The 19,270-nt window shown below is 51.4% G+C and carries 17 protein-coding genes; 12 read left to right on the top strand and 5 right to left on the bottom strand.

Annotated features, from left to right (window positions below; translation table 11 throughout):
* Positions 1–116: 116 nt before the first annotated feature.
* The 6 genes from plsX to C7B82_RS05275 all read left to right on the top strand — a co-directional run bounded on the left by plsX (position 117) and on the right by C7B82_RS05275 (position 5,028).
* A complete protein-coding gene (plsX, locus tag C7B82_RS05300) occupies positions 117–1,163 on the top strand; it encodes a phosphate acyltransferase PlsX (RefSeq protein WP_106255267.1) in 1,047 nt (348 codons plus the stop codon).
* Between the two features lie 69 nt (positions 1,164–1,232).
* Positions 1,233–2,237, top strand: a complete 1,005-nt coding sequence (locus tag C7B82_RS05295; RefSeq protein ID WP_106255266.1) for a beta-ketoacyl-ACP synthase III — start codon at positions 1,233–1,235, stop codon at positions 2,235–2,237.
* Between the two features lie 166 nt (positions 2,238–2,403).
* The gene (gene fabD, locus C7B82_RS05290; protein WP_106255265.1) at positions 2,404–3,288 is read left to right on the top strand and encodes an ACP S-malonyltransferase; all 885 of its coding nucleotides are present in this window, start codon (positions 2,404–2,406) and stop codon (positions 3,286–3,288) included.
* Positions 3,289–3,356: 68 nt separating this feature from the next.
* Entirely contained in the window at positions 3,357–3,995 is a 639-nt protein-coding gene (locus tag C7B82_RS05285; protein ID WP_106255285.1) for a lysophospholipid acyltransferase family protein, read from the top strand.
* Between the two features lie 107 nt (positions 3,996–4,102).
* Positions 4,103–4,387 carry a DUF2288 domain-containing protein gene (locus tag C7B82_RS05280; RefSeq protein WP_106255264.1) on the top strand — a complete coding sequence of 95 codons (285 nt, stop codon included), beginning with the start codon at positions 4,103–4,105 and terminating at the stop codon, positions 4,385–4,387.
* 35 nt (positions 4,388–4,422) lie between these two features.
* Positions 4,423–5,028, top strand: a complete 606-nt coding sequence (locus C7B82_RS05275; RefSeq protein ID WP_106255284.1) for a sugar O-acetyltransferase — start codon at positions 4,423–4,425, stop codon at positions 5,026–5,028.
* Here the strand turns inward: C7B82_RS05275 and C7B82_RS05270 are convergent.
* A complete protein-coding gene (locus C7B82_RS05270) occupies positions 5,021–5,719 on the bottom strand; it encodes an SH3 domain-containing protein (protein ID WP_181357357.1) in 699 nt (232 codons plus the stop codon). The genes C7B82_RS05275 and C7B82_RS05270 overlap by 8 nt on opposite strands.
* Before the next feature lie 265 nt (positions 5,720–5,984).
* Here C7B82_RS05270 and cobA point away from each other — a divergent pair, with 265 nt between their 5' ends.
* Both cobA and C7B82_RS05260 read left to right on the top strand, forming a co-directional pair.
* Positions 5,985–7,562 carry a uroporphyrinogen-III C-methyltransferase gene (cobA, locus tag C7B82_RS05265; RefSeq protein WP_106255262.1) on the top strand — a complete coding sequence of 526 codons (1,578 nt, stop codon included), beginning with the start codon at positions 5,985–5,987 and terminating at the stop codon, positions 7,560–7,562.
* A gap of 24 nt (positions 7,563–7,586) precedes the next feature.
* Complete coding sequence (locus C7B82_RS05260; RefSeq protein WP_219904028.1) at positions 7,587–8,474, top strand: alpha/beta hydrolase; 888 nt, start codon at positions 7,587–7,589, stop codon at positions 8,472–8,474.
* Between the two features lie 92 nt (positions 8,475–8,566).
* Here C7B82_RS05260 and C7B82_RS05255 read toward each other — a convergent pair whose 3' ends face one another.
* On the bottom strand, positions 8,567–8,884 hold the full coding sequence (locus tag C7B82_RS05255) for a hypothetical protein (RefSeq protein WP_106255260.1): 318 nt from the start codon (positions 8,882–8,884) through the stop codon (positions 8,567–8,569).
* 168 nt (positions 8,885–9,052) lie between these two features.
* Here C7B82_RS05255 and C7B82_RS05250 point away from each other — a divergent pair, with 168 nt between their 5' ends.
* The 3 genes from C7B82_RS05250 (at position 9,053) to C7B82_RS05240 (ending at position 11,414) form a co-directional block, all read left to right on the top strand.
* Entirely contained in the window at positions 9,053–9,808 is a 756-nt protein-coding gene (locus tag C7B82_RS05250) for a PIN domain-containing protein (protein WP_106255259.1), read from the top strand.
* A gap of 71 nt (positions 9,809–9,879) precedes the next feature.
* The gene (locus tag C7B82_RS05245) at positions 9,880–10,359 is read left to right on the top strand and encodes a hypothetical protein (protein ID WP_106255258.1); all 480 of its coding nucleotides are present in this window, start codon (positions 9,880–9,882) and stop codon (positions 10,357–10,359) included.
* Between the two features lie 446 nt (positions 10,360–10,805).
* Positions 10,806–11,414 (top strand): gamma-glutamylcyclotransferase family protein, encoded by a 609-nt coding sequence (locus C7B82_RS05240; RefSeq protein WP_106255257.1) that lies wholly within the window; start codon positions 10,806–10,808, stop codon positions 11,412–11,414.
* A 23-nt stretch (positions 11,415–11,437) separates the two neighbouring features.
* Here the strand turns inward: C7B82_RS05240 and C7B82_RS34165 are convergent, their stop codons facing one another.
* Positions 11,438–11,563 (bottom strand): hypothetical protein, encoded by a 126-nt coding sequence (locus C7B82_RS34165; protein ID WP_281258929.1) that lies wholly within the window; start codon positions 11,561–11,563, stop codon positions 11,438–11,440.
* A gap of 559 nt (positions 11,564–12,122) precedes the next feature.
* Between C7B82_RS34165 and C7B82_RS34160 the strand changes: the two genes are divergently transcribed.
* The gene (locus C7B82_RS34160; protein WP_106255256.1) at positions 12,123–12,389 is read left to right on the top strand and encodes a pentapeptide repeat-containing protein; all 267 of its coding nucleotides are present in this window, start codon (positions 12,123–12,125) and stop codon (positions 12,387–12,389) included.
* A gap of 123 nt (positions 12,390–12,512) precedes the next feature.
* On the opposite strand, the gene C7B82_RS05230 is transcribed toward C7B82_RS34160, so the two are convergent.
* Positions 12,513–17,654, bottom strand: coding sequence for an nSTAND1 domain-containing NTPase (locus tag C7B82_RS05230; RefSeq protein ID WP_106255255.1), 5,142 nt, complete (start codon positions 17,652–17,654; stop codon positions 12,513–12,515).
* Positions 17,655–17,824: 170 nt separating this feature from the next.
* Positions 17,825–19,207, bottom strand: coding sequence for a P-loop NTPase family protein (locus C7B82_RS05225; protein WP_106255254.1), 1,383 nt, complete (start codon positions 19,205–19,207; stop codon positions 17,825–17,827).
* Positions 19,208–19,270 lie beyond the last annotated feature (63 nt).

The raw sequence follows: 19,270 nt of genomic DNA, 5'->3' as shown, positions 1-19,270 counted from the left end.
CGAACGTTTTGATTTAATGAGCGCTCGGTTGGAGCAGAGGCTATCCCGTTGATTTCGTTTTTTGTAGAGGCATGACCATCTGGTAGAATTGCGAAGGTTTATATTAAGTTTGACCAATGGGATCGACGCAGGCGCGGATTGCGATTGATGCAATGGGTGGGGATCATGCTCCGGCTGAGATTGTTGCTGGAGCGCTTCGAGCACAGGAAGAATTAGGTGTCAAGATTCTGCTAGTGGGTGACCCGGAAGAGGTTGGTGCAGCCGTCCGGAAGCATACCAGCGCTTCGCCACTCGAAATTATTCCGGCTGAGGGTACGATCGAAATGGGCGAAGAGCCCCTGAGTGCCCTGAGACGTAAGCCCAAAGCATCCATTAACGTAGCAATGGATTTAGTCAAGCGGAAAGAGGCAGATGCCGTTGTTTCTGCAGGGCATTCTGGTGCGGTAATGGCAGCAGCATTGTTGCGGTTGGGTCGGTTGAAGGGGATTGATCGGCCCGCGATCGGGGCTGTTTTGCCGACGCTGATTGCCGGTAAGCCAGTCATTATTCTGGATGTTGGTGCAAACGTTGACTGCCGCCCAAAATTTTTAGAACAGTTTGCTTTTATGGGCACTGTCTATTCTCAATATGTTTTGGGCATTGAAACTCCTAAGGTTGGGTTGCTCAATATTGGTGAAGAATCGAGCAAAGGCAATGAGTTAGCGCTACGCACCCATCAACTGCTCCAGAAAAATCCTCAGATTCCCTTTGTGGGCAATGCTGAAGGACGAGATGTGCTTTCAGGCAACTTTGATGTGATTGTGTGTGATGGCTTTGTGGGCAATGTGCTGCTCAAGTTTGCGGAGGCCGTCGGTGAGGTTGCGCTGCAAATTCTGCGAGAGGAACTGCCTCAAGGTGTGCGTGGCAAGATTGGCACCTCAGTGCTGAAACCGAATCTACGACGCATTAAGCAGCGTATGGATCACGCTGAACATGGTGGTGGCTTGCTGCTGGGCGTTGATGGTGTTTGCATTATTAGCCACGGCAGTTCTCAAGCACCCACGATTTTCAATGCAGTGCGACTTGCAAGGGAAGCGATCGACAACCGAGTGCTGGATCGGATCCAGTCGCGTTACAAAGAGGACAGCCAGACGTCAGCGGTCAGCGGTCAGCAAGACGGTTAATTGATGAGCGTACTGGTCAGTTGCCCGCTAGTTGGCAGACTGATTCACCCAGCAAGCGATGGATAGAGCATGAACGTAAAGCAACCAGGTCTGGGCATTGCAATTACCGGGAGCGGCTCGGCAACACCCCTGGCAACCCTTGACAACGAGGGGCTGAGCCAGCTTGTTGAAACCTCTGATGATTGGATTGCCTCCCGCACCGGGATTCGTCAGCGCCGACTGGCCTCACCCAACGAATCTGTGACCACGATCGCAACTCAAGCCGCTCAGAGCGCGATCGCCATGGCAAACCTCTCGCCCATGGATTTAGACCTGATCATTCTGGCTACCTCCACTGCCGATGATCTGTTTGGCAGCGCTAGCCAAATTCAAAACGCGCTGGGGGCACAAAAAGCAGTCGCGTTTGACCTGACAGCAGCATGTTCTGGTTTTGTGTTTGGCCTGGTAACAGCAGCTCAGTTTATCCGTACAGGCGCTTATCAAAATATCCTGCTGATCGGGGCAGATGTGTTGTCACGGTGGGTGGACTGGACCGATCGCCGGACGTGTATTCTCTTTGGTGATGGTGCTGGAGCCGTCATACTTCAGGCAAATGAGCACGATCGGCTGCTCGGTTTTGAGCTCCGCAGCGATGGCACTCAGAATCAATGCCTGAATTTGGCCTATCAGCCTCAGCCTCAGGAGTTGGTTGATGGAGTCACGATCGGGCAGGGAAATTTCCAGCCCATCACGATGAATGGGCAAGAGGTCTATCGCTTTGCCGTACGTCGTGTGCCAGAAGTCATTGAAAAAGCCCTCTTCCGCGCCAACCGTAGCGTGGAAGACGTAGACTGGCTGCTGCTGCACCAGGCCAACCAGCGCATTCTTGATGCTGTGGGCGATCGTCTCAACATTCCCTACGACAAAATCATCAGCAATCTGGCTAAGTACGGCAATACGTCTGCTGCCTCCATCCCGCTAGCACTGGACGAGGAAGTCCGTCAGGGCAAAATTCAACCGGGTGACACGATCGTTGCCTCCGGCTTTGGAGCCGGACTCACTTGGGGCGCAGTCGTGTTTCAGTGGGGACGGTAAGGAAGTGAAGAGTTTTGAGTTAAAAGTTTTGAGTTGGGAGTTTTGAGTGATGTACCACGCCACTCCCTCCTGAGTTTTGAGTCGATTCTGACTCCTCGCACCTTACTTCTCACACCTCACACCTCTCTTCTTTCTAACAACCACCAACTAACAACCAACAACTTCAATGACTAAGACTGCATGGGTGTTTCCGGGCCAAGGCTCACAAGCGATAGGGATGGGAACCGATCTGTTTGAGCTGCCCGAAGCGAAAGCAATGTTTGAGCAAGCGGAGCAAATCTTAGGCTGGTCGATCCCCGGCATCTGCCAGCATCCAGAGGATAAGGTGTCCCGCACCCTTTACACGCAGCCGTGTTTATACGTGATTGAGAGCATTCTGGCAGACCTCGCTAGAGCACATGGACAGAACCCTGATTTTGTTGCTGGTCACAGCCTGGGAGAGTACGTGGCGCTCTATGTGGCTGGAGTCTTTACATTCGAGGCTGGGCTTCGACTGATTAAGCAACGAGCCGAACTGATGGATCAAGCCTCTGATGGCATGATGGCAGCGCTGCTTGGCTTTAACCAGGAGCAGCTTGAGCAGCAGTTGCAACAAACTCCAGATGTCGTGCTGGCAAACGACAATAATGCAGGACAAGTGGTGATTTCGGGCACACCTGCTGGAGTTGAAACGGTGTTGAGCCAGGTCAAAGCAAAACGGGCATTGAAGTTGAATGTGAGCGGTGCGTTTCACTCACCCCTGATGGCACCCGCTGCTGCTGCTTTTCAAACGATGTTAGATAGTGTGGTCTTCCATGACGCTCGAATGCTTGTGTTGTCTAATGTTGACCCCGCGCCCAGCAGTGATGCAGCGATACTCAAGTCTCGCCTCGCTCAACAGATGACAGGCAAGGTACGCTGGCGAGAAATTTCGTTACGCCTACCCGACGAGGGCGTCAGCCGTGTCGTTGAGATTGGCCCTGGTAAAGTTCTAACAGGTGTGATTAAACGCACCTGCCCTAATCTGGTGTTGGAGAACATCGGCAGTGTGGCAGAATTACCGCAGCTCTAAAAGTTGTTAGCGGTTGGTCAGCCGTTAGAAACGAGCCATTAACTGCTAGCAGTTCACAACTAATGACTATGCCGAGAACTCGTGAACCATTTGCTAGCCTCTTGCTTTACCACCTGTTTAAGTGGTCGGTAGTGAGTCCGGGGCTAAACCTTTATTTTCGGGGACGTGTTTATGGCGCAGAGCATGTGCCACGCGACGGGCCTTTGGTTGTAGTGAGCAATCATGCCAGCGATTTTGATCCACTGCTGCTGTCTAGCTGTGTGGGTCGCCCAGTGGCGTATATGGCAAAGGAAGAGTTGTTTCAGGTACCTGTATTGAAGCAGGCGATCGCGCTCTACGGTGCCTATCCTGTGAAGCGGGGATCGCCCGATCGTAGTGCTTTACGGGCTGCAACGGAATTTTTAGAGCAAAACTGGGCTGCAGGCGTTTTTCTCTCTGGTACACGCACACCCGATGGCAAAGTCGTTGATCCCAAATTGGGTGCGGCATGGCTCGCTGCCAAAACCCAGGCTCCGTTACTGCCTGTGAGCCTATGGGGAACCCATGCCATCTTTCGCAAAGGCTCGGCGCTGCCCCGTCCAGTCCCTCTCACCATTAGAATTGGTGACGTTATCCCGCCGCCACAATCGGGCGATCGTGAAACGCTAGAAGCGGTTACCCGTCAATGTGCTGATGCTATCAATGCCCTACATGCTTTGGGGCGCTAACGGCCGCGAAGTAATCAACACTCAGTGGTCAGAGGGATTTAGAGCTAACTGCTGACGGCTGACGGCTAAAACAGGGTTAATGTTTACAGATCAAACAGGATTGCTGTATGCAAGATTTAAAGACAGAATTAGCGGAAGCCGTGTCTGAAGCAGAGTGGGACTGGTTAGCCCCGCATGCGCGTCGCGATTCTCTGATCATCGTTGAGCCAGGGCTAGACATTGCTGATGTGGGTGTGGCGATCGCCAACGATGATGTATCACGAGTGCAGCATTGGATCGAAGAAAGCCTGATCCATAAACCCTCTCCGGCTCAACTCTCAGACTGGAACCTGAATCAGTCTAAACGCTTCCATGCGCTGATTGTGCAGCCTTACGTCCTCATTCAAGAGTAGTGACGTTCCGTGGCGTCTCTACAAAACCTTTCATCATGAGCGACAGACTCAAAACCGAAAAGCAAAAGATGCTGGCAGGCGAACTGTATCTTGCCAATGATCCAGAACTAAGGGCAGAGAACAAGCGAGCCTGTCGTCTTTTGAGACTTTATAACCAGACGACTGAAACAGAGCAACACAGACGGTTCCAAACCTTGCAGGCGCTCTTTGGTGCGATTGGCGAGAAGCCCCAAATCGTACCACCGTTTCACTGTGACTATGGCAGTAATATCACGGTGGGCGATCGCTTCTATATGAATTATGGCGGAGTGATTCTCGACTGCAACACCGTTCATATTGGCAACGACGTACTCTGCGCTCCCTACGTACAGATCTACACCGCTTACCACCCCACCGATCCCACCGTACGGCTAACGGGACGGGAACTGGCAGCCCCAATCCGCATTGGCAATAACGTCTGGATTGGCGGTGGTGTCATCATTTGTCCCGGCGTCACGATCGGCGACAACACAACTATTGGCGCTGGCAGCGTCGTCGTCAAAGATATTCCTGCAAATGTGGTGGCAGTAGGCAATCCATGTCGAGTGCTGCGGGCTGTAGAGGCTCCAGCAGTCGATCAGGACAGTGATGCTTCTATTTAGCACTTTGTTGCTGAATGGCAAGGGTGACGATCGGGGTCAACTTTGCTCGCCAGAACCGATTGTCTGGGAAGGTTTGGACTTTGCTGAGCACATCTTGCCATCGGCTTTGGGCGATCGCTTGCTGCATTTCAGCAAAGGTCGTTTCTGCCGTTTTCCAGTCACGCTGCCATTGGTTAACCGCACCTTTAGAGGGCTGATACGCAGCGCTAGTGGTGGGGATCGCCTGCGCCAGAGCGATCGCAGCATTGAGGTCACCAGACTGATAGCGTTCTGTTGCCTGCGCCAGCAGGCTCATCCCATTATCGTTAGCAGGCGTACTGGCATTTGCCGGTGCCGTTGCTGGAATACAACTTGTAACGGTCAAATCTTGATAAACCCACCCCTCTAGCGGTTGATTGATCCTCAGCCAGCCTTCATTGCGATCGATCACCGACAACCGCGTACCATTTCTCACCGTGCCCACAACATTATCAGGCGCAACCACTGGACTGGAGCGGACATTCAGAGGCGGTGAGGGGTCTGTCGCGATCGTGTTACAGATCGTAGACGGTGTTTTTACTGTGCGTAATGCCTGCAAGCCCTTGACTAGCGATGGCTTAAAGTGCAACGTTGCAGCGCTCATACTGGCAGCAGTAACAAAAATTGCTGCGCCAAGACCAAGATGCAAAACAGGCTTATGAACTGTAGCCATCTTATATGTATATAGATCCATGAATACTCAAGATGTGCCTGATTGTCCTTCAGGATGCAATCCAGACTAACCAATCATCCACCAAAGCGCTTAAGTAATTTTCCGCTTTTTTCAAGGAAAAAGTTTATTTCTCTCTACATTACCGACTTAAAAGAGAATTTAGAATCCAGGAGTCAGGATTCAGTACTGTAGGTAAGTAGGGCAAAGCCATGTATACCCAAACCTTTACTGCTGCGGGTATTAGTTGGTGCTATGGTCATCGATCATGACTAAACAAACAGGGATGGTTTATCTCGTCGGGTCAGGACCGGGGGATGCCGCATATCTCACTGTGCGAGCCCAACAGCTGCTGTTTGAGGCAGAGGTGTTGGTGTATGACGCGCTGGTAGATAGCGCACTGCTGCAGTTAGTACCAGAGACGTGCTTGCTGCTCAATGTTGGCAAACGGGGCGGCAAACCCAGTATGCTACAAGCAGATATCAACGCGTTGCTGGTGTATCACTGTCTGCAACAGCAGCAGGTTGTCCGGTTGAAGAGCGGTGATCCCTTTATCTTTGGTCGTTGTCATGCTGAAATAGAGGCATTGACGGCATCAAACTGTCTGTTTGAGGTCGTGCCTGGCCTCTCTTCGGCGCTAACAGCGCCGTTATTAGCGGGAATTCCATTAACCGATCCAGTACTGAGTCGATGTTTTACAGTTCTCAGCAGTCATGATCCTGAAGGGCTCGATTGGCAGACGCTGTCGCAAATCGATACCCTAGTCATCTTGATGGGTGGGCAACACCTGCCTGAGATTGTACGTCAACTTCAAGCGCATGGTCGATCGCCTCAAACGCCGATCGCGATCATCCGCTGGGCGAGCCGTCCCCAACAGCATGTTTGGGAAGGAGCGCTGTCTACCATCCTGCAGCAGACCGCAACAGAAGCGCTCTCCCCCTGCGTGATCGTCATTGGCGAAGTCGTAAGGCTACGGTCTTACCTTCAACCACGTTCCTCCTTATTTTCTTCGACTGTGCTTACTACTTCAGATTCAGCCTCCGATACCACCCTTCCCTTTGCTGGTAAAACAGTGTTGGTCACGCGATCGGCCAATCAATCTGGTCAATTTACAGCACGGCTCCAGCGCGACGGTGCCACGGTTGTCGAAATGCCCGCGCTCGAAATTGTGCCCCCTTCTAGTTGGCAAGCCCTGGATGACGCGCTGACTCACCTGGCAGACTTTGACTGGTTGATGCTAACCTCTGCCAATAGCGTTGATTATTTCTTTGAGCGACTGGCAACCCAGATTCGCGATGTTCGTGCGCTGGCAGCGCTTAAGATTGCGGTCGTCGGTGATAAGACCGCGCAGAAGCTAGAGCAACGCGGTTTGAAACCCGATTTCGTGCCACCGGAGTTTATTGCTGATTCGCTGGCTGACCATTTTCCAGTGTCTGTACGCGGGGCTCGTATACTCTTTCCCAGAGTCGAGAGTGGTGGTCGAGATCTGTTAGTCAAGGACTTTATCAGCCGAGGCGCAGATGTGACTGAAGTTGCTGCATACCAATCACTTTGCCCAGAGACGATCGCACCTGACGCATTAACCGCCTTGCAAACTCGTACAGTGGATGTGATTACCTTTGCCAGTGCTAAGACGGTCAAACACTTTTGTCAGCTTCTAGAGCAATCCCAAATAGACAACGCCTGGCAAGAGTGGCTCGAAGGAGTCTGCATTGCGTCGATCGGCCCGCAGACCACAAAAGCGTGCACCAGTTTGCTGGGTAGAGTCGATGCCGAAGCGCAAGAATATACGCTGGATGGCCTGGTGCAGGCGATCGCACAGTGGTTTGCGATCAAGGGAGCATGATGTCAGACTTCAGCGTTGAACAGGGTGGGCAGTCTTAGCATCAAGGCGATCATTGGCAGTCTGTTGGCAGTGGTAGTTGCCTATGGTTCGGCTTGCACATTCCTCTTTCTACGCCAAAACCATTTCATTTTCTTTCCCTCCAAGACGATCGCAGCTACACCCAGCGACCTCAATTTGCCGTACGAGGAGGTTTGGCTTCCAGTTCCGTCGTCGGGCCAGAACGGTACACCAGAACAACTGCATGGCTGGTGGATACCCGCAAATGGAACGCAGCAGAACGTTGTCTTACACCTGCACGGCAATGGCTCTAATATCAGCGGTAATCTCTCTCAGGCGCTGCGCTTTCACCAGGCTGGCTTTGCCGTTTTGATGGTCGATTATCGCGGGTACGGTCGCAGTCAGGGTGCCTTTCCAACGGAAGCCAGCGTGTATGAGGATGCCAAAGCAGCCTGGGATTACCTCGTACAGCAACGTGTCATCGCTTCAGAGCGGCTTGTGCTCTTTGGTCATTCATTGGGCGGCGCGATCGCCATAGACCTGGCAATAGACCATCCTGAAGCTGGTGGACTGATTGTGCAAAGCTCGTTTACATCTATGCAGTCAATGGTCAATCCAGCACGGTTCTGGATGTTGCCCATTGACTGGCTGCTAACGCAACGCTTCGACTCATTGACAAAAGTGCGATCGCTTAGAATGCCTTTGCTCTACATCCACGGTACGGCTGACGCAAAGGTTCCCTCCAGCATGAGCGAAGCCCTGTTTGCCGCTTCACCCCAGCCCAAACAATTGCTTCTGGTTGCTGGAGCCACACATAACGACGTTGCTGAATTTGGCGGTGCCGAGTATCTTCAAACGCTCAAGCAATTTAGCCAGCAGATCGATCGCAAGCCGCAAAAACCCATGAGACCTTAGCCCATAAGACCCTAGAACGTTGGGAGTTTGGCATGGGGTCAAAGGCACACAGCCATCCACACAAACTCCCTCCCCTTCAGCGTCTCATCACCTCATCCCGCTGCTTGTGCTGGCCGCTGACTAGGGGCGTTAGTTGATGTCGGTGTTAGGTTACGGCTAGCCGCTGGATCAACGGATGTTATTTCGATGTGATTCAGCAACGTTGTCACAAAAGCAAAGAGTAAGAACGGCAAAGTTAGTACTAAAATTAAGCCAACCACAGAGAGCGCATAGATTGGCTTACTAGCTCCCATCAACGCCAATGCTGCTGCCAAGCTAATAAAAATCACAATTAGCCAGACAATAATCTGACCGTAAATATCACCGAAAGAGAGGGTGCAGACTAAACGATATCTTGAAATGTTGCTCATAGCCTACCTCTTGCAAAGCAATCTAGAACTACACGGTAAGACGTCTGCACAGCGTCTGGATCATTTCTCAATCTTTCAGAAACGAACGTTACGCAGCTTCATATTTAAATCACGTATCCTTGCGTAATACCTCCTTAAAAGCCCGTTTAGCCCCCCCTGAATGCTGCTATGGCTGCTTTACCCCCCTTTCTCATTGTGCTCGACCTTAGCGCTGTTATGTCTAGTAGCGTCAGGCACTGGCAAGAATTTTCCCGACTTGGAGAATGCTTTCTTCCCAAGGCAGTGCTCGAAGAAGTACAGCAGTTGTGCAGCCATGCGATCGAACCCAATCAAGAACGCACAGCCAAAGAGTTTATCCGCTTCTTTCCTGAGAGTGGGTGGAAGGCCACCATGTCGATCGCGCAGCATGCTGCACTCAAACCCACTGAAGGGCATACCTTGAGCAAGAAAACCAGGCTCTCTTTAGCAACGGCTCAAGCGGCTTATGGGTTAGCGCACAACCGACCAGAAGGACTGGTCGTCGTAGCCGCTAATGATCAGGGCTTGATTCAACGCTTGCGAATGCTCAATACACCGAACCTGTGTGGCATGCCGCTGACCGTTTTAGTGCAATGGAGCCGGACGGCACGCAAACCACCTGTGGTCACAAATCAACTACATGCAATGCGCTTAATGGTGGGAGCCGCGACGACCCCAGCGGCGAACAAAACAGCGCCGGCTCCAGCACGACCGAAGCCAAGTCAGCCGACTCAAAGCTATGGACATCGATCGGCAAAGCGGGTGTTTCGGCCAGCTCAGGTTTTTTATAATTTGTTGACATTAGTGATTGTTGCGATCGCCATCTTAGCCATATGGCGCGTGCTCCATCCCGCCAGTTTTAACAAGCTGTGGCAGCAACTCCCCTTTCTTAGTCAGAGCCTTTAAGGAATACTGCTTCAAGGCTGTTTGTTCGATACCAAACCTTGAGCGTCAACGTTTATGGAGCGTCAACGTTTATGAGACCACGTTTTGTGGGACAGCAACCGTTCACTCGTTCAGCAGAATCAGCGCTTGGACAAGTCCAGAAGCGGTTTTACCGTGTTTTGACGATCGTTCTGGCAATGCTTCTCACTCCAGGCTGGTTAATGCTACCCGCCGCTAACGCTCAAGCTGAATCTGCCAGGGGAGTTGGAGTCGGTGCGCTAATGGTATTAGCAAGCAAACCCATGAAGAACACGACGGCCCAACTGCCTTCCAACCTTGCGACCCAGCTACGGCAGGCTCTGAGCAAGCAAACCAACATCCCGGCTGCAAAGCTAAAAATCGTAGAAGCAACCCCAAAAACCTGGACTAACGGCTGCTTAGACCTCGCCCGATCGGATGAAATCTGTACTCAAGCCATCGTCAAAGGCTGGCGCGTTGTCTTCTCGAATAGTAGCCAACGCTGGATCTATCGAACCGATCAACAAGGACGCCTTTACCGCTTAGAACCTTAACCAAAGAGGCTGCCGTATGGCCGTCGTTGAAACGCTGATGGCAGTATGAGCCCCGTAGAAACCTGAGCGATGACGGCACAAGCGATCGCTCAAACAATGCAGAAGAGCTCAATCAGTACAGATGAGCTCAATCAGCGATCGCGTCAGCCACCAATCAGAATGTTACTGCGAGTATGCCAGTAAAATCACACATTTCGTCAAGGCTAGTCTTCATCAAACGGCTCATGATCACCACGTAATTCCTGAAGTATTCGTAAAGAGGCTTTAACCAATCGGTCTTCAGCAGTCGGCTGCATTAAACTCTGAACAAGTGGCAAGAGAAGTAAGAGACACCCCTTGACCATGTCAATTAGACAGTTCGATAAAACATGCGTTTTTCTATCGGAATACGCTACTTTAAATGCATCCAGGTGATCTGAAAGTTCAAATTTCACTCCCCTAACGGTATGGCACCCCCCTTCAACAGTGGCACTGAGCCGCACGTTAAGTTGATATCTCAAGAGCCTTCTTACTACCAGTCTGTCCAATCAGATGAGTCTGCGTTTTATTACTTTGCCTATGGCTCCTGTATGTGCCCAGTTGATCTGAAGCGCACACTAGGTGAAGCGACGCATCCATTTGTGATTGGACCGGCAACACTCAAAGGCTATAGACTAGGCTTTTACCGCCGCTCAGCACGTCGGGACTGCGGCGTACTAGATGTTGTCAGTGATCCAGAAGCGGTTGTAGAAGGCGTTTTGTATACCTTGCCCTGGCGCTTAAGCGAGCGTCTGGACGAGCGAGAAGAGGTTCCTACCGGGGGCTACCGTCGTGAAACAGTAGAAATTGAATGTCAGCAAAAGCGCTTCTCCAACGTACGTACTTACGTAGTGGTCGATAAGCTCGACGAAGAACTCGCTCCTAACGACTGGTATTTCAACGTTGTGCTACGTGGCGCCGTGACGTGTGGTCTACCAGAGCAGTACTGCTGGCAGCTATTCAACCACATGCACCAGCTACAGCAACGCCATTGGCAAGACAACCAGTGGCAAAGTCAAACGCTGCGGTCAGCCTAAGCCCGCGCTGGAAGAATTGATCCCTAACAGGTAGAATCCATAAACTCCGAAAGTGCAGAAAACGTCTCTGGGCTGCCAATAATCAGGTCGCCATTGGCATCCATCGAGAAGTCTTGACCGAGAGCAAAACCACTCTTGATTAAGAACATCACAATTGATAGCTTGAAGTCATCCATAACTGGCTTTTAAAACTGCTCATTAACTTAACAGTGAGTTTACAGAATGCCTCTAGCAACCGCCATCTATCTGTAGAACTAGCTCTACGAGACCAGGTGTTTAACCTTGCTCCGGCTCACATACTACTGATTTTTGCCTGCTAATTCAATGGTGATGTGCGCCAGTAGGGTATAAATGCTGGTATGAGCCAGTAGGATATCAGCGCAGAAGCTTGAGTCGTTGGGCTCTCAGAGAAGAGTGAACAGTTGCTCTAGAGACCAAAATAGCTTTGATGAGACGTTGCCTGTGGTGCCTACGCGCTTGGGTCAGGTTTCTCAGTCATCATTTACTTCGGTTAATTGGCTTCGATTAGTTGCTTCGATTAAAGAGGAACTAAAGCCAGCCCAACTTGGTCTTAAAGCTTACAGGCAGTCTAACGTAGTAATCCGGTAGGCTGGGAAAGGAGCGAGTATCAATCATGTACATGCTCGATCGCCATGAGAACAGAATGAGAAACCGAGGGCGTTAAGTCTGCTCAGGGAAGTGAGAACAATGAAACTGAAGCTTTTAAGTACAGCTATCATGCTGACAACCGTTGCACTAGCAGGTAGTGTTGCTGCTGCCAATCCTAGTCATGTTAGACAATTACAAAACACCAATGCCTGCCCTGACTGTGATTTGAGCGGAGCCGATCTAAGAGGTTGGAACCTGCGTAATGCTAACTTGAGGAATGCAGATTTGAGTGGTGCAGATTTGCGTGGTGCTGATCTGAGCGGTGCTGATTTAACAGGTGCGAATCTGTATGGTGTAAGGCGCTAACCGCAGCGAGCACTCTTTCCAACGCGTTTTTCATGCGGGTTGGCAAGATGCCCTTTAAGATGAGGGTTTTCGCCAGCAGTTAGGGCTACCTTCTCACAAGCTGTAACAGCACGCTGCCAAGCTTTACGAAGGACATAAGTGCTCATTTTGGGCAGTCTGCACTGTTTTGAGATAGGGCTTTAGCCAGCTACAGCCACTGGTGATCAGTGAATTGAGCTCAAATTGCCATAGGCTCACTTTGTTATCACTGCCTGCAGACGCAATGAGTCGATAGTTCTGTGGACTGAAGTTAACGCTATAAATCGGTCGATCGCTCTTTTGAAGCATTGCCAAAAGTGAGCCATCCGTGACGCTCCAAAGCTTGATTTTGCCGTCATCACTCCCCGACACGAGAAGCTTGCCATCGGCACTGAAGTTAGCGCTGAGGACAGAGCCACTATTGCCTGTGAGTGTTTGCAACAGTTGTCCGTTCAGGTTCCAGAGCCTGATGGTTGTATCTGTGCTGGCAGAGGCAAGCGTTTTACCATCGGGGCTAAAGCTAACATGATTGACGATGTCGGTATGCCCTTTTAACGTGTTCAGCAACTGCCCATCCTGCTGCCACAGTTTGATGGTTGAGTCATCACTGGCAGTCGTAATGATCCCTTCAATACTGATGCTGACGCTATTCACTTTGTTATTGTTAACAACCAGGACTTTAGACGTATGACGATCAAGATTCCAGAGCTTGACTTTACCCTGCTTCGACGCAGAACCTGACAACGTATTTTCGGCGATCGCGAGCTGCTGACCATTGGGACTGAAGCTCAAATCACTAATCTCGCCCTCTGCCCCAATTTGCTTCAACTGTTTGCCATCAAGGCTCCAAAGCTTCACTTGGGCCTTGAGCAAGCGTCCGTTGCGATCGAGTGAATTTTCAGCGCTTGCCAGCATGTGACGCTGAGGATCGGGGTTGAACTTAACGCTAGCAAAGTTGCCTGTAGACGGGAAAGAGAAAACAGTTCGCTTGCCATCAAGACTCCAGAGTTTAATTTGCCCATCCACCAAAGCTCTGGCACCAGCCGCATTCAGCTTCAGATTCTTGATCGTCGTCAGGACGCTGGGATCTTGCTCAAACCGTTTGCTCGCACTAGCCAGCCATTGACCATCAGGGCTAAAGCTTATGCTGGTCACGGCTGTTTCATACGCCAGCGTGGCGGGAGCGATGCCATCCAGTTTCCAGAGTTTTACTGCGCCATCAGCACCAGCAGAAACTAGCGTATTGTCATCCATAAAACTGGCACTAATCACACCAGGCACTTTGAGTGTCCTGCGCATGATCCCGGTAGTGCTATCCCAGAGTTTCATGGTGCCATCATTACTGGCAGACACAATCACCGCGCCACTGGGGCTAAACGCAACGCTAGTGACGCGATCGCTGTGCCCAGTCAGCGTTTGCAATAACGTCCCGGCTCGATTCCAAACTTTGACGGTGGTATCCCAGTTACCCGCCGCGATCGTTTTACCATCGGGGCTGAAACTAACACTCGTGAATTTAGTGTTGCCTTCACGACAGAGGTGCTCAAGGTTGACGCCGATCTGATTGAGTTCATCGCCGAGTCTGACTCTAGCTTTGCTGGCGTCACATAACCTGACGAGATCATTACTAAAGCGTTTAAGTTCAATGCCATCCCGTGACCAAAGTCTGACTGTACCGTCCCAACTGGCGGTGGCGATCGTTCCATCCGCACTGATGCTAACGGCTTTTACCCGGTCTGTATGACCTTTGAGGGTTTTGATTGCGCGGTTCGTCCGAATATCCCACAGCTTGGCTGTAAAATCATCGCTGGTAGACACCAACCGTTGAGCATCGGGGCTGAAGCTCACACTAGTGACAGGAAAAGCGTGCCCTGATAGGGTTGTGAGCAGGTTGCCTTGCACATCCCAGAGCTTGATGGTTTTATCATCGCTGGCAGAAGCCAGGCGTTGCCCATCCGGGCTAAAGCTGACGCTATTCACTCCACTCTCGTGGCCTTCAAGCGTTTTCAGTGGCTTACCATTCTGAGTCCAGAGCCGGATGGTGTTGTCGGCGCTGGCGGACGCAAAGAGTTTTGTGTTGGGGCTAAAGCTGACGCTGGCAACCCATAAACGGTGACCAATAAGATAGTCATGCTCTTGAATGCTGTAGACGGCTGCGAACACGTTTCCGATCGTTCTGTTTCGCACTTGGTTAAGATCAAGCAAAACTGCACCTGGCTGCGCTTGCTGTTTTTGCAGTTGAGTGACGGCTCGAATGCCGTTGGTTAATGCTTCGAGCTGATTATTGCTGCTGAGTTGGCTAGATGAAAGCGCGTTAGTGGCATCAATTTCAGCGATCGCGGCTTTGTTTCTCTGGAGAATAAAGTCAGTGACTAAGAATAAAACCAGGCCGAGCAGTGGCACCGCTACAAAACCAGCAGAAATCATGACCTGTCGCCGTAGCTGACGACTGCGCGCATCAGCTTCTAGGCGTTCTCTGGCCTTATCGCTTTCTCTCGCTTTGTCAAGCTGCTGCTTAAACTTGTAGTCTTCAACTTCCTGGTTCAGCTTCTGCCGGACAAGCGTGGCCAAATAGTCATGTACAAGCTGATAGCGCTTGACGGGCACTTCGGGAATCTCGAGCACCAGCCCCGACATGACGAGGATGGCTAACACCAGATCAATCTGATCCGCACTCGCAGACAACTCCCAGGCTTGCAGATTGGCAATGAGTTCAGGCTGAGTTTTCAGCGGACGTGTGCCTTTGTCATCCGTCAAGACATATAAAACCAGAGTGGCAGTTTGTTTGTTTTCGGGGCCACAGTCTTTGACCACCTGCTCAAGAAAGCGCTCAACCAGCTTTTCTTTGGGAAACAAGCCCAGCGCTTGATAAGACTGTAGGGTGGTGATATCGCTTTCTTGCAGTTGTGCACCCACAACCTGTAACTCAATGGGGCGGACTTCTTGCTGGTCGGCTGACAGATCATTCACTAACTGGTTGATGAGGTCTGGCTCCAAATGGAACTCGGAGCGGAGCGTTAGCTGCTCAATGATCTCCTTAGCATCCTTCAACGAAAAATTGCCTAATGGGTAGCGTTTGTCGCGGCTGAGGATGTTGTCTGTGATGTCATCCGCGTAGAGACGGCTCCCTTCGAGTAAATAGTGCAGGTGATCTTCGCGCAAAGAAAGGACGATTTTGACGAAGGGAAGATGGTTGAGACACTGGTGAAGAAATTCTAAGAACGGACGCCGATCGCTCAGCTTGAGGTTCGCGAAGAAGAACTCTTCAAACTGGTCAAACACTAAGACGGTGAGCAAACTGCGGCGATCGGCATTGTCTCGCAGCTGAGCCAGCAACACTTGAATGTCGCTGGTGTTCTCCAGGCTTGGGGCGGTATCTCGAATGCCTTTTTCGCGTAAGCTTGCCGTTAAGCTTTTCCCTAATTCCTTGATCCAATCCTTGTAAACCCTCAGCACCACCGGCAGAGCGCTGCGATCGCCGATCGGATTCTGTTTAAGAGCAGGAATCAAGCCCGCACCGATGATGGAGCTTTTGCCTACACCCGATGGCCCATGAATGATGGTCAGGTTATAACGGGGTTCGCTCAAGCGTTTGATCAGTTTTTCAACATCTCGGTACCGACCAGAGGCAAGAATCTCTTGCGCCACGGCGACGGCTTGCGGTGGTGGTTCGTCAGGATGATTGCTGCCTGCTTTCGACTCTGGTAAGGCAATGGGAACGAGCGCTGGGTTAATGACTTGCCGCTCTGGTTGCAAGCGTACGGCTCCAATAAAGGCACGTAAGCTGTACTGTTGTTCGATCGATTGCTGATCGCGCTTGGTTTGGAACGCTTCGACATACCGCAACTGCTGGTAATAAATGTTGCGTAGTGTCTCCAAAATGCGGATATAGAGCAGGGGATCATAGGCATGGTTGCAATCCGCTTTAGCCCTTTCTAAAGTTTCAACAGCGTGCTGCATAGAATCCGTATGCCGTTGGGCCTGCGCGAGTAACAACAAATACAAACTGCGGTAGTGCTGTCTCATCCAGCTCCGTTCCGCATACTGCTGCTGTGCTTCTAACGTTGGCTCTGGTAAACGGTTATTGGTCTCCAGTGCCAGGTCAGCATACTGTTTCGCTTTAGACCAATCCGCTTTCGACAGCGCCACCTCTGCCAGAAGTCCATAACTGTAAGCCAGTCGCAGCGGATCACCATACGTTTTGTGTAAGGCAACGCTGGTCTGAGCGACAGACTCAAGCTCCTCCCAAATGTGATCGAGCTTGACCAGACGACGGAGCACTTCCCCCAGCGCGTTGATAAACTTTGCCGCCAGGTCTGGACGATCGCCCGCTTGCAAGACCTGCACGCACTGTTGGAAATAGTCGCGGGCTTTGTGCCATGCCGCAAGCTGCTCGGCTCGATGTAAGACTGCCCAGCGCCGCCACCACAAACCAAGGTAAAACAGCAAGCAGCCCAGGCGTTCAAGGCGCTGATTGGCATCGAGAGTCGTTGTCTCTTGTTCCCAAAAGGCCAAACTCTGCTCATAGAGATCGCGAGCCTCTAGCATTTGACCATCGGCATAGGCGGCCTGCCCCAGCACAAACTGCAGGCTGGCTGCCAGGTTTGGTGGCGGTACCTGTCCACGATCGTGCAGTTCCTTCAGCGCCAGTTTGAGCTGCCCACGAGAATGCGCTCCAATTTCGGGATACAGGGCTGAACTGCGGGGAAAGCGCCCTGCACCCACCTCCATAGCATTTTCAAACAGGGCATCCGTTTCTTTAGTCAGCAGCGCAATTAAAGCCTCAGTGGTGATTGCAAACTGAATCGGTACGCCAGCCCAACTGCTGAAATCGGGTGCTGATCGCATCAGCTTTTTCAATACCTCATCATCGATCCAGAGCACCAGCGCAAAGGCAAAGCTTTTGCGGAAATTATCCCGTACCTGATTCGTTGCCACCAGCAGGTTATCGAGAGCAGCAACAGACTCAAAGCCAGAGACCATCAACGCCAGTGGTTGCTCGTCGCCCAGCGTGGCTTTAATCGCAGTAAACAACGTTCGTGATGACGGAGGCAGCGTTAAGTAACGTACTTCAAACCCGCATGCGGCCTGCAGACGCTGTTGCATCTCTGCCTGCAGCTCGACATAATTACACCGCACAAAATTCAGGGAAAACCGCCCCTGTGATAGCGTAATGGCCCGCACCAACCGTTTCAGCGATCGCTCATTGACGCTGGCATAATCTTCCGAGTGTTGAGAGTCTGTCATAGCCTCAGCTAACGCGATCGCGGACAGGAGTGGTTGGAAGTCATGAGTTAGTTGGAGATAAGTTTAGCCTTTAGCTTTCAGCTTTCAGCTTTCAGCCTCAGCCTTGGTATTATGCTTCCCCCGCTTCTCCTCTGCCTCCCTTGCTTCCCTTGCTCCCCCTGCTCTCTTCTCTAACTTGCCTGCTCTAACCAATGCTTATATTCTCGCGTTTCTGCTAGCACAGGGTTGAGGCCAAACCAACGCCCCTCGCTGTCTCGATACTCAAAGAAGAAAGTACTGGGCAGCAAGATTTTGAATTGCTCATCGCCTTGAATCACCCGCTGACGGACAACCTGCATGATGAGCTTCCATTCGTCGTCATCCACTGTGACTAGCAAAGCATCTCGATAATCGCGAATGACGCTTTCAATGCCATCACTGGATAACGGCAGGTCATCTACTTGCAGGCAAGAAAACAGCAGTGTCATGAGTTTGCGGACGTGCCCACCACTGATAAAGCAGAGGCGATCGAGTAGGGCAGGGCTTTGAAAGACCTCATGGACACGCTCTAAGCGCTCCTGTTCAGACGTGAGTTCAGGAAAGGCACGGGCTAAAACCATCTGCCGCAGCAGGCGCATCCCCTCTTCGTACACCTGCCCATCGCGGGATTGCACGGGTACCATGGGCAGTACAGTGGGTTCCGTGCCACCGCCCAGACGATTGACCAGCAGATCCCGTTCATTGGTGAACAATAACACCAGCGGAATGGTGTAGATCAAGTGACAAGACAGTCGGCGGAGGTCAGAGCCCTGCTCAATGAAGAGGTACTCATTCTGTGGGCGCTTGGCGTTGTTGATTTGCGCCCCGACCCGATCGAGGTTATCGACCACCACCACCAACCCTTTTTTGTTTCGCTGGCGGAGCGCGATCGTAGCTGGGTTCAGCAGTTCATCGTTAATGATGGCTAAGAGACTGGTTGTCCGTGGTGCAAGATACTGCCTCAAGCGATCGTGGAGGTTCTTATCTTTCTTCGCTTCGGCGGTAATACTGGCAATACCCAGCGGCAGTGAGAACTCAAACTTACCATCACTTTTGGCACTGAGTTTGGTGCCACCTGGCACGTTCACCTGTGCTCCGGTAATGTCGATCTCAGTTTGTAAGAACGTAACGGCATCCTGCAAAAATTTCTTGAAGCCTTGTGGTTCCAAAAAAATTTGGTCTTGCTCAAGCTTCTCACTGGCTTGACGCGCGATCGCCAGCAGCACATCTGTCACATCAACATTATCGAGATCGAGATCTTCTGTGCACTCGAAGTAAACGACATAGTAGCCGTCCTCTTCTAACTCACTCTTCAGCCGAAATAACTCTGTCGTTTTACCGCAACCTACATGTCCGCTAAAAAGCTGGCAGGTAGACTGGCTTGAGCCACCAATCGTACGCCGTAATCGACGAATGATCTTGTCACCACGTACCGCTGAAAAGTCAATGTAGTATGGGCGATCGTCGGGATTCGCCAGATTTAAGGATCGATCAGGCTGGCAAGCCGCAAAAAGTTTCTGGAAGTCTATAGCCATTGGTATGTACCGTGAAAAGCTAGACCGAACTGTCGCCGCGATCGTCTCCTAGATGACCAGTTC

Source organism: Stenomitos frigidus ULC18, from assembly GCF_003003795.1.
GTDB lineage: Bacteria > Cyanobacteriota > Cyanobacteriia > Leptolyngbyales > Leptolyngbyaceae > Stenomitos > Stenomitos frigidus_A.
This window is presented reverse-complemented; position numbering and strand designations above follow the sequence as displayed.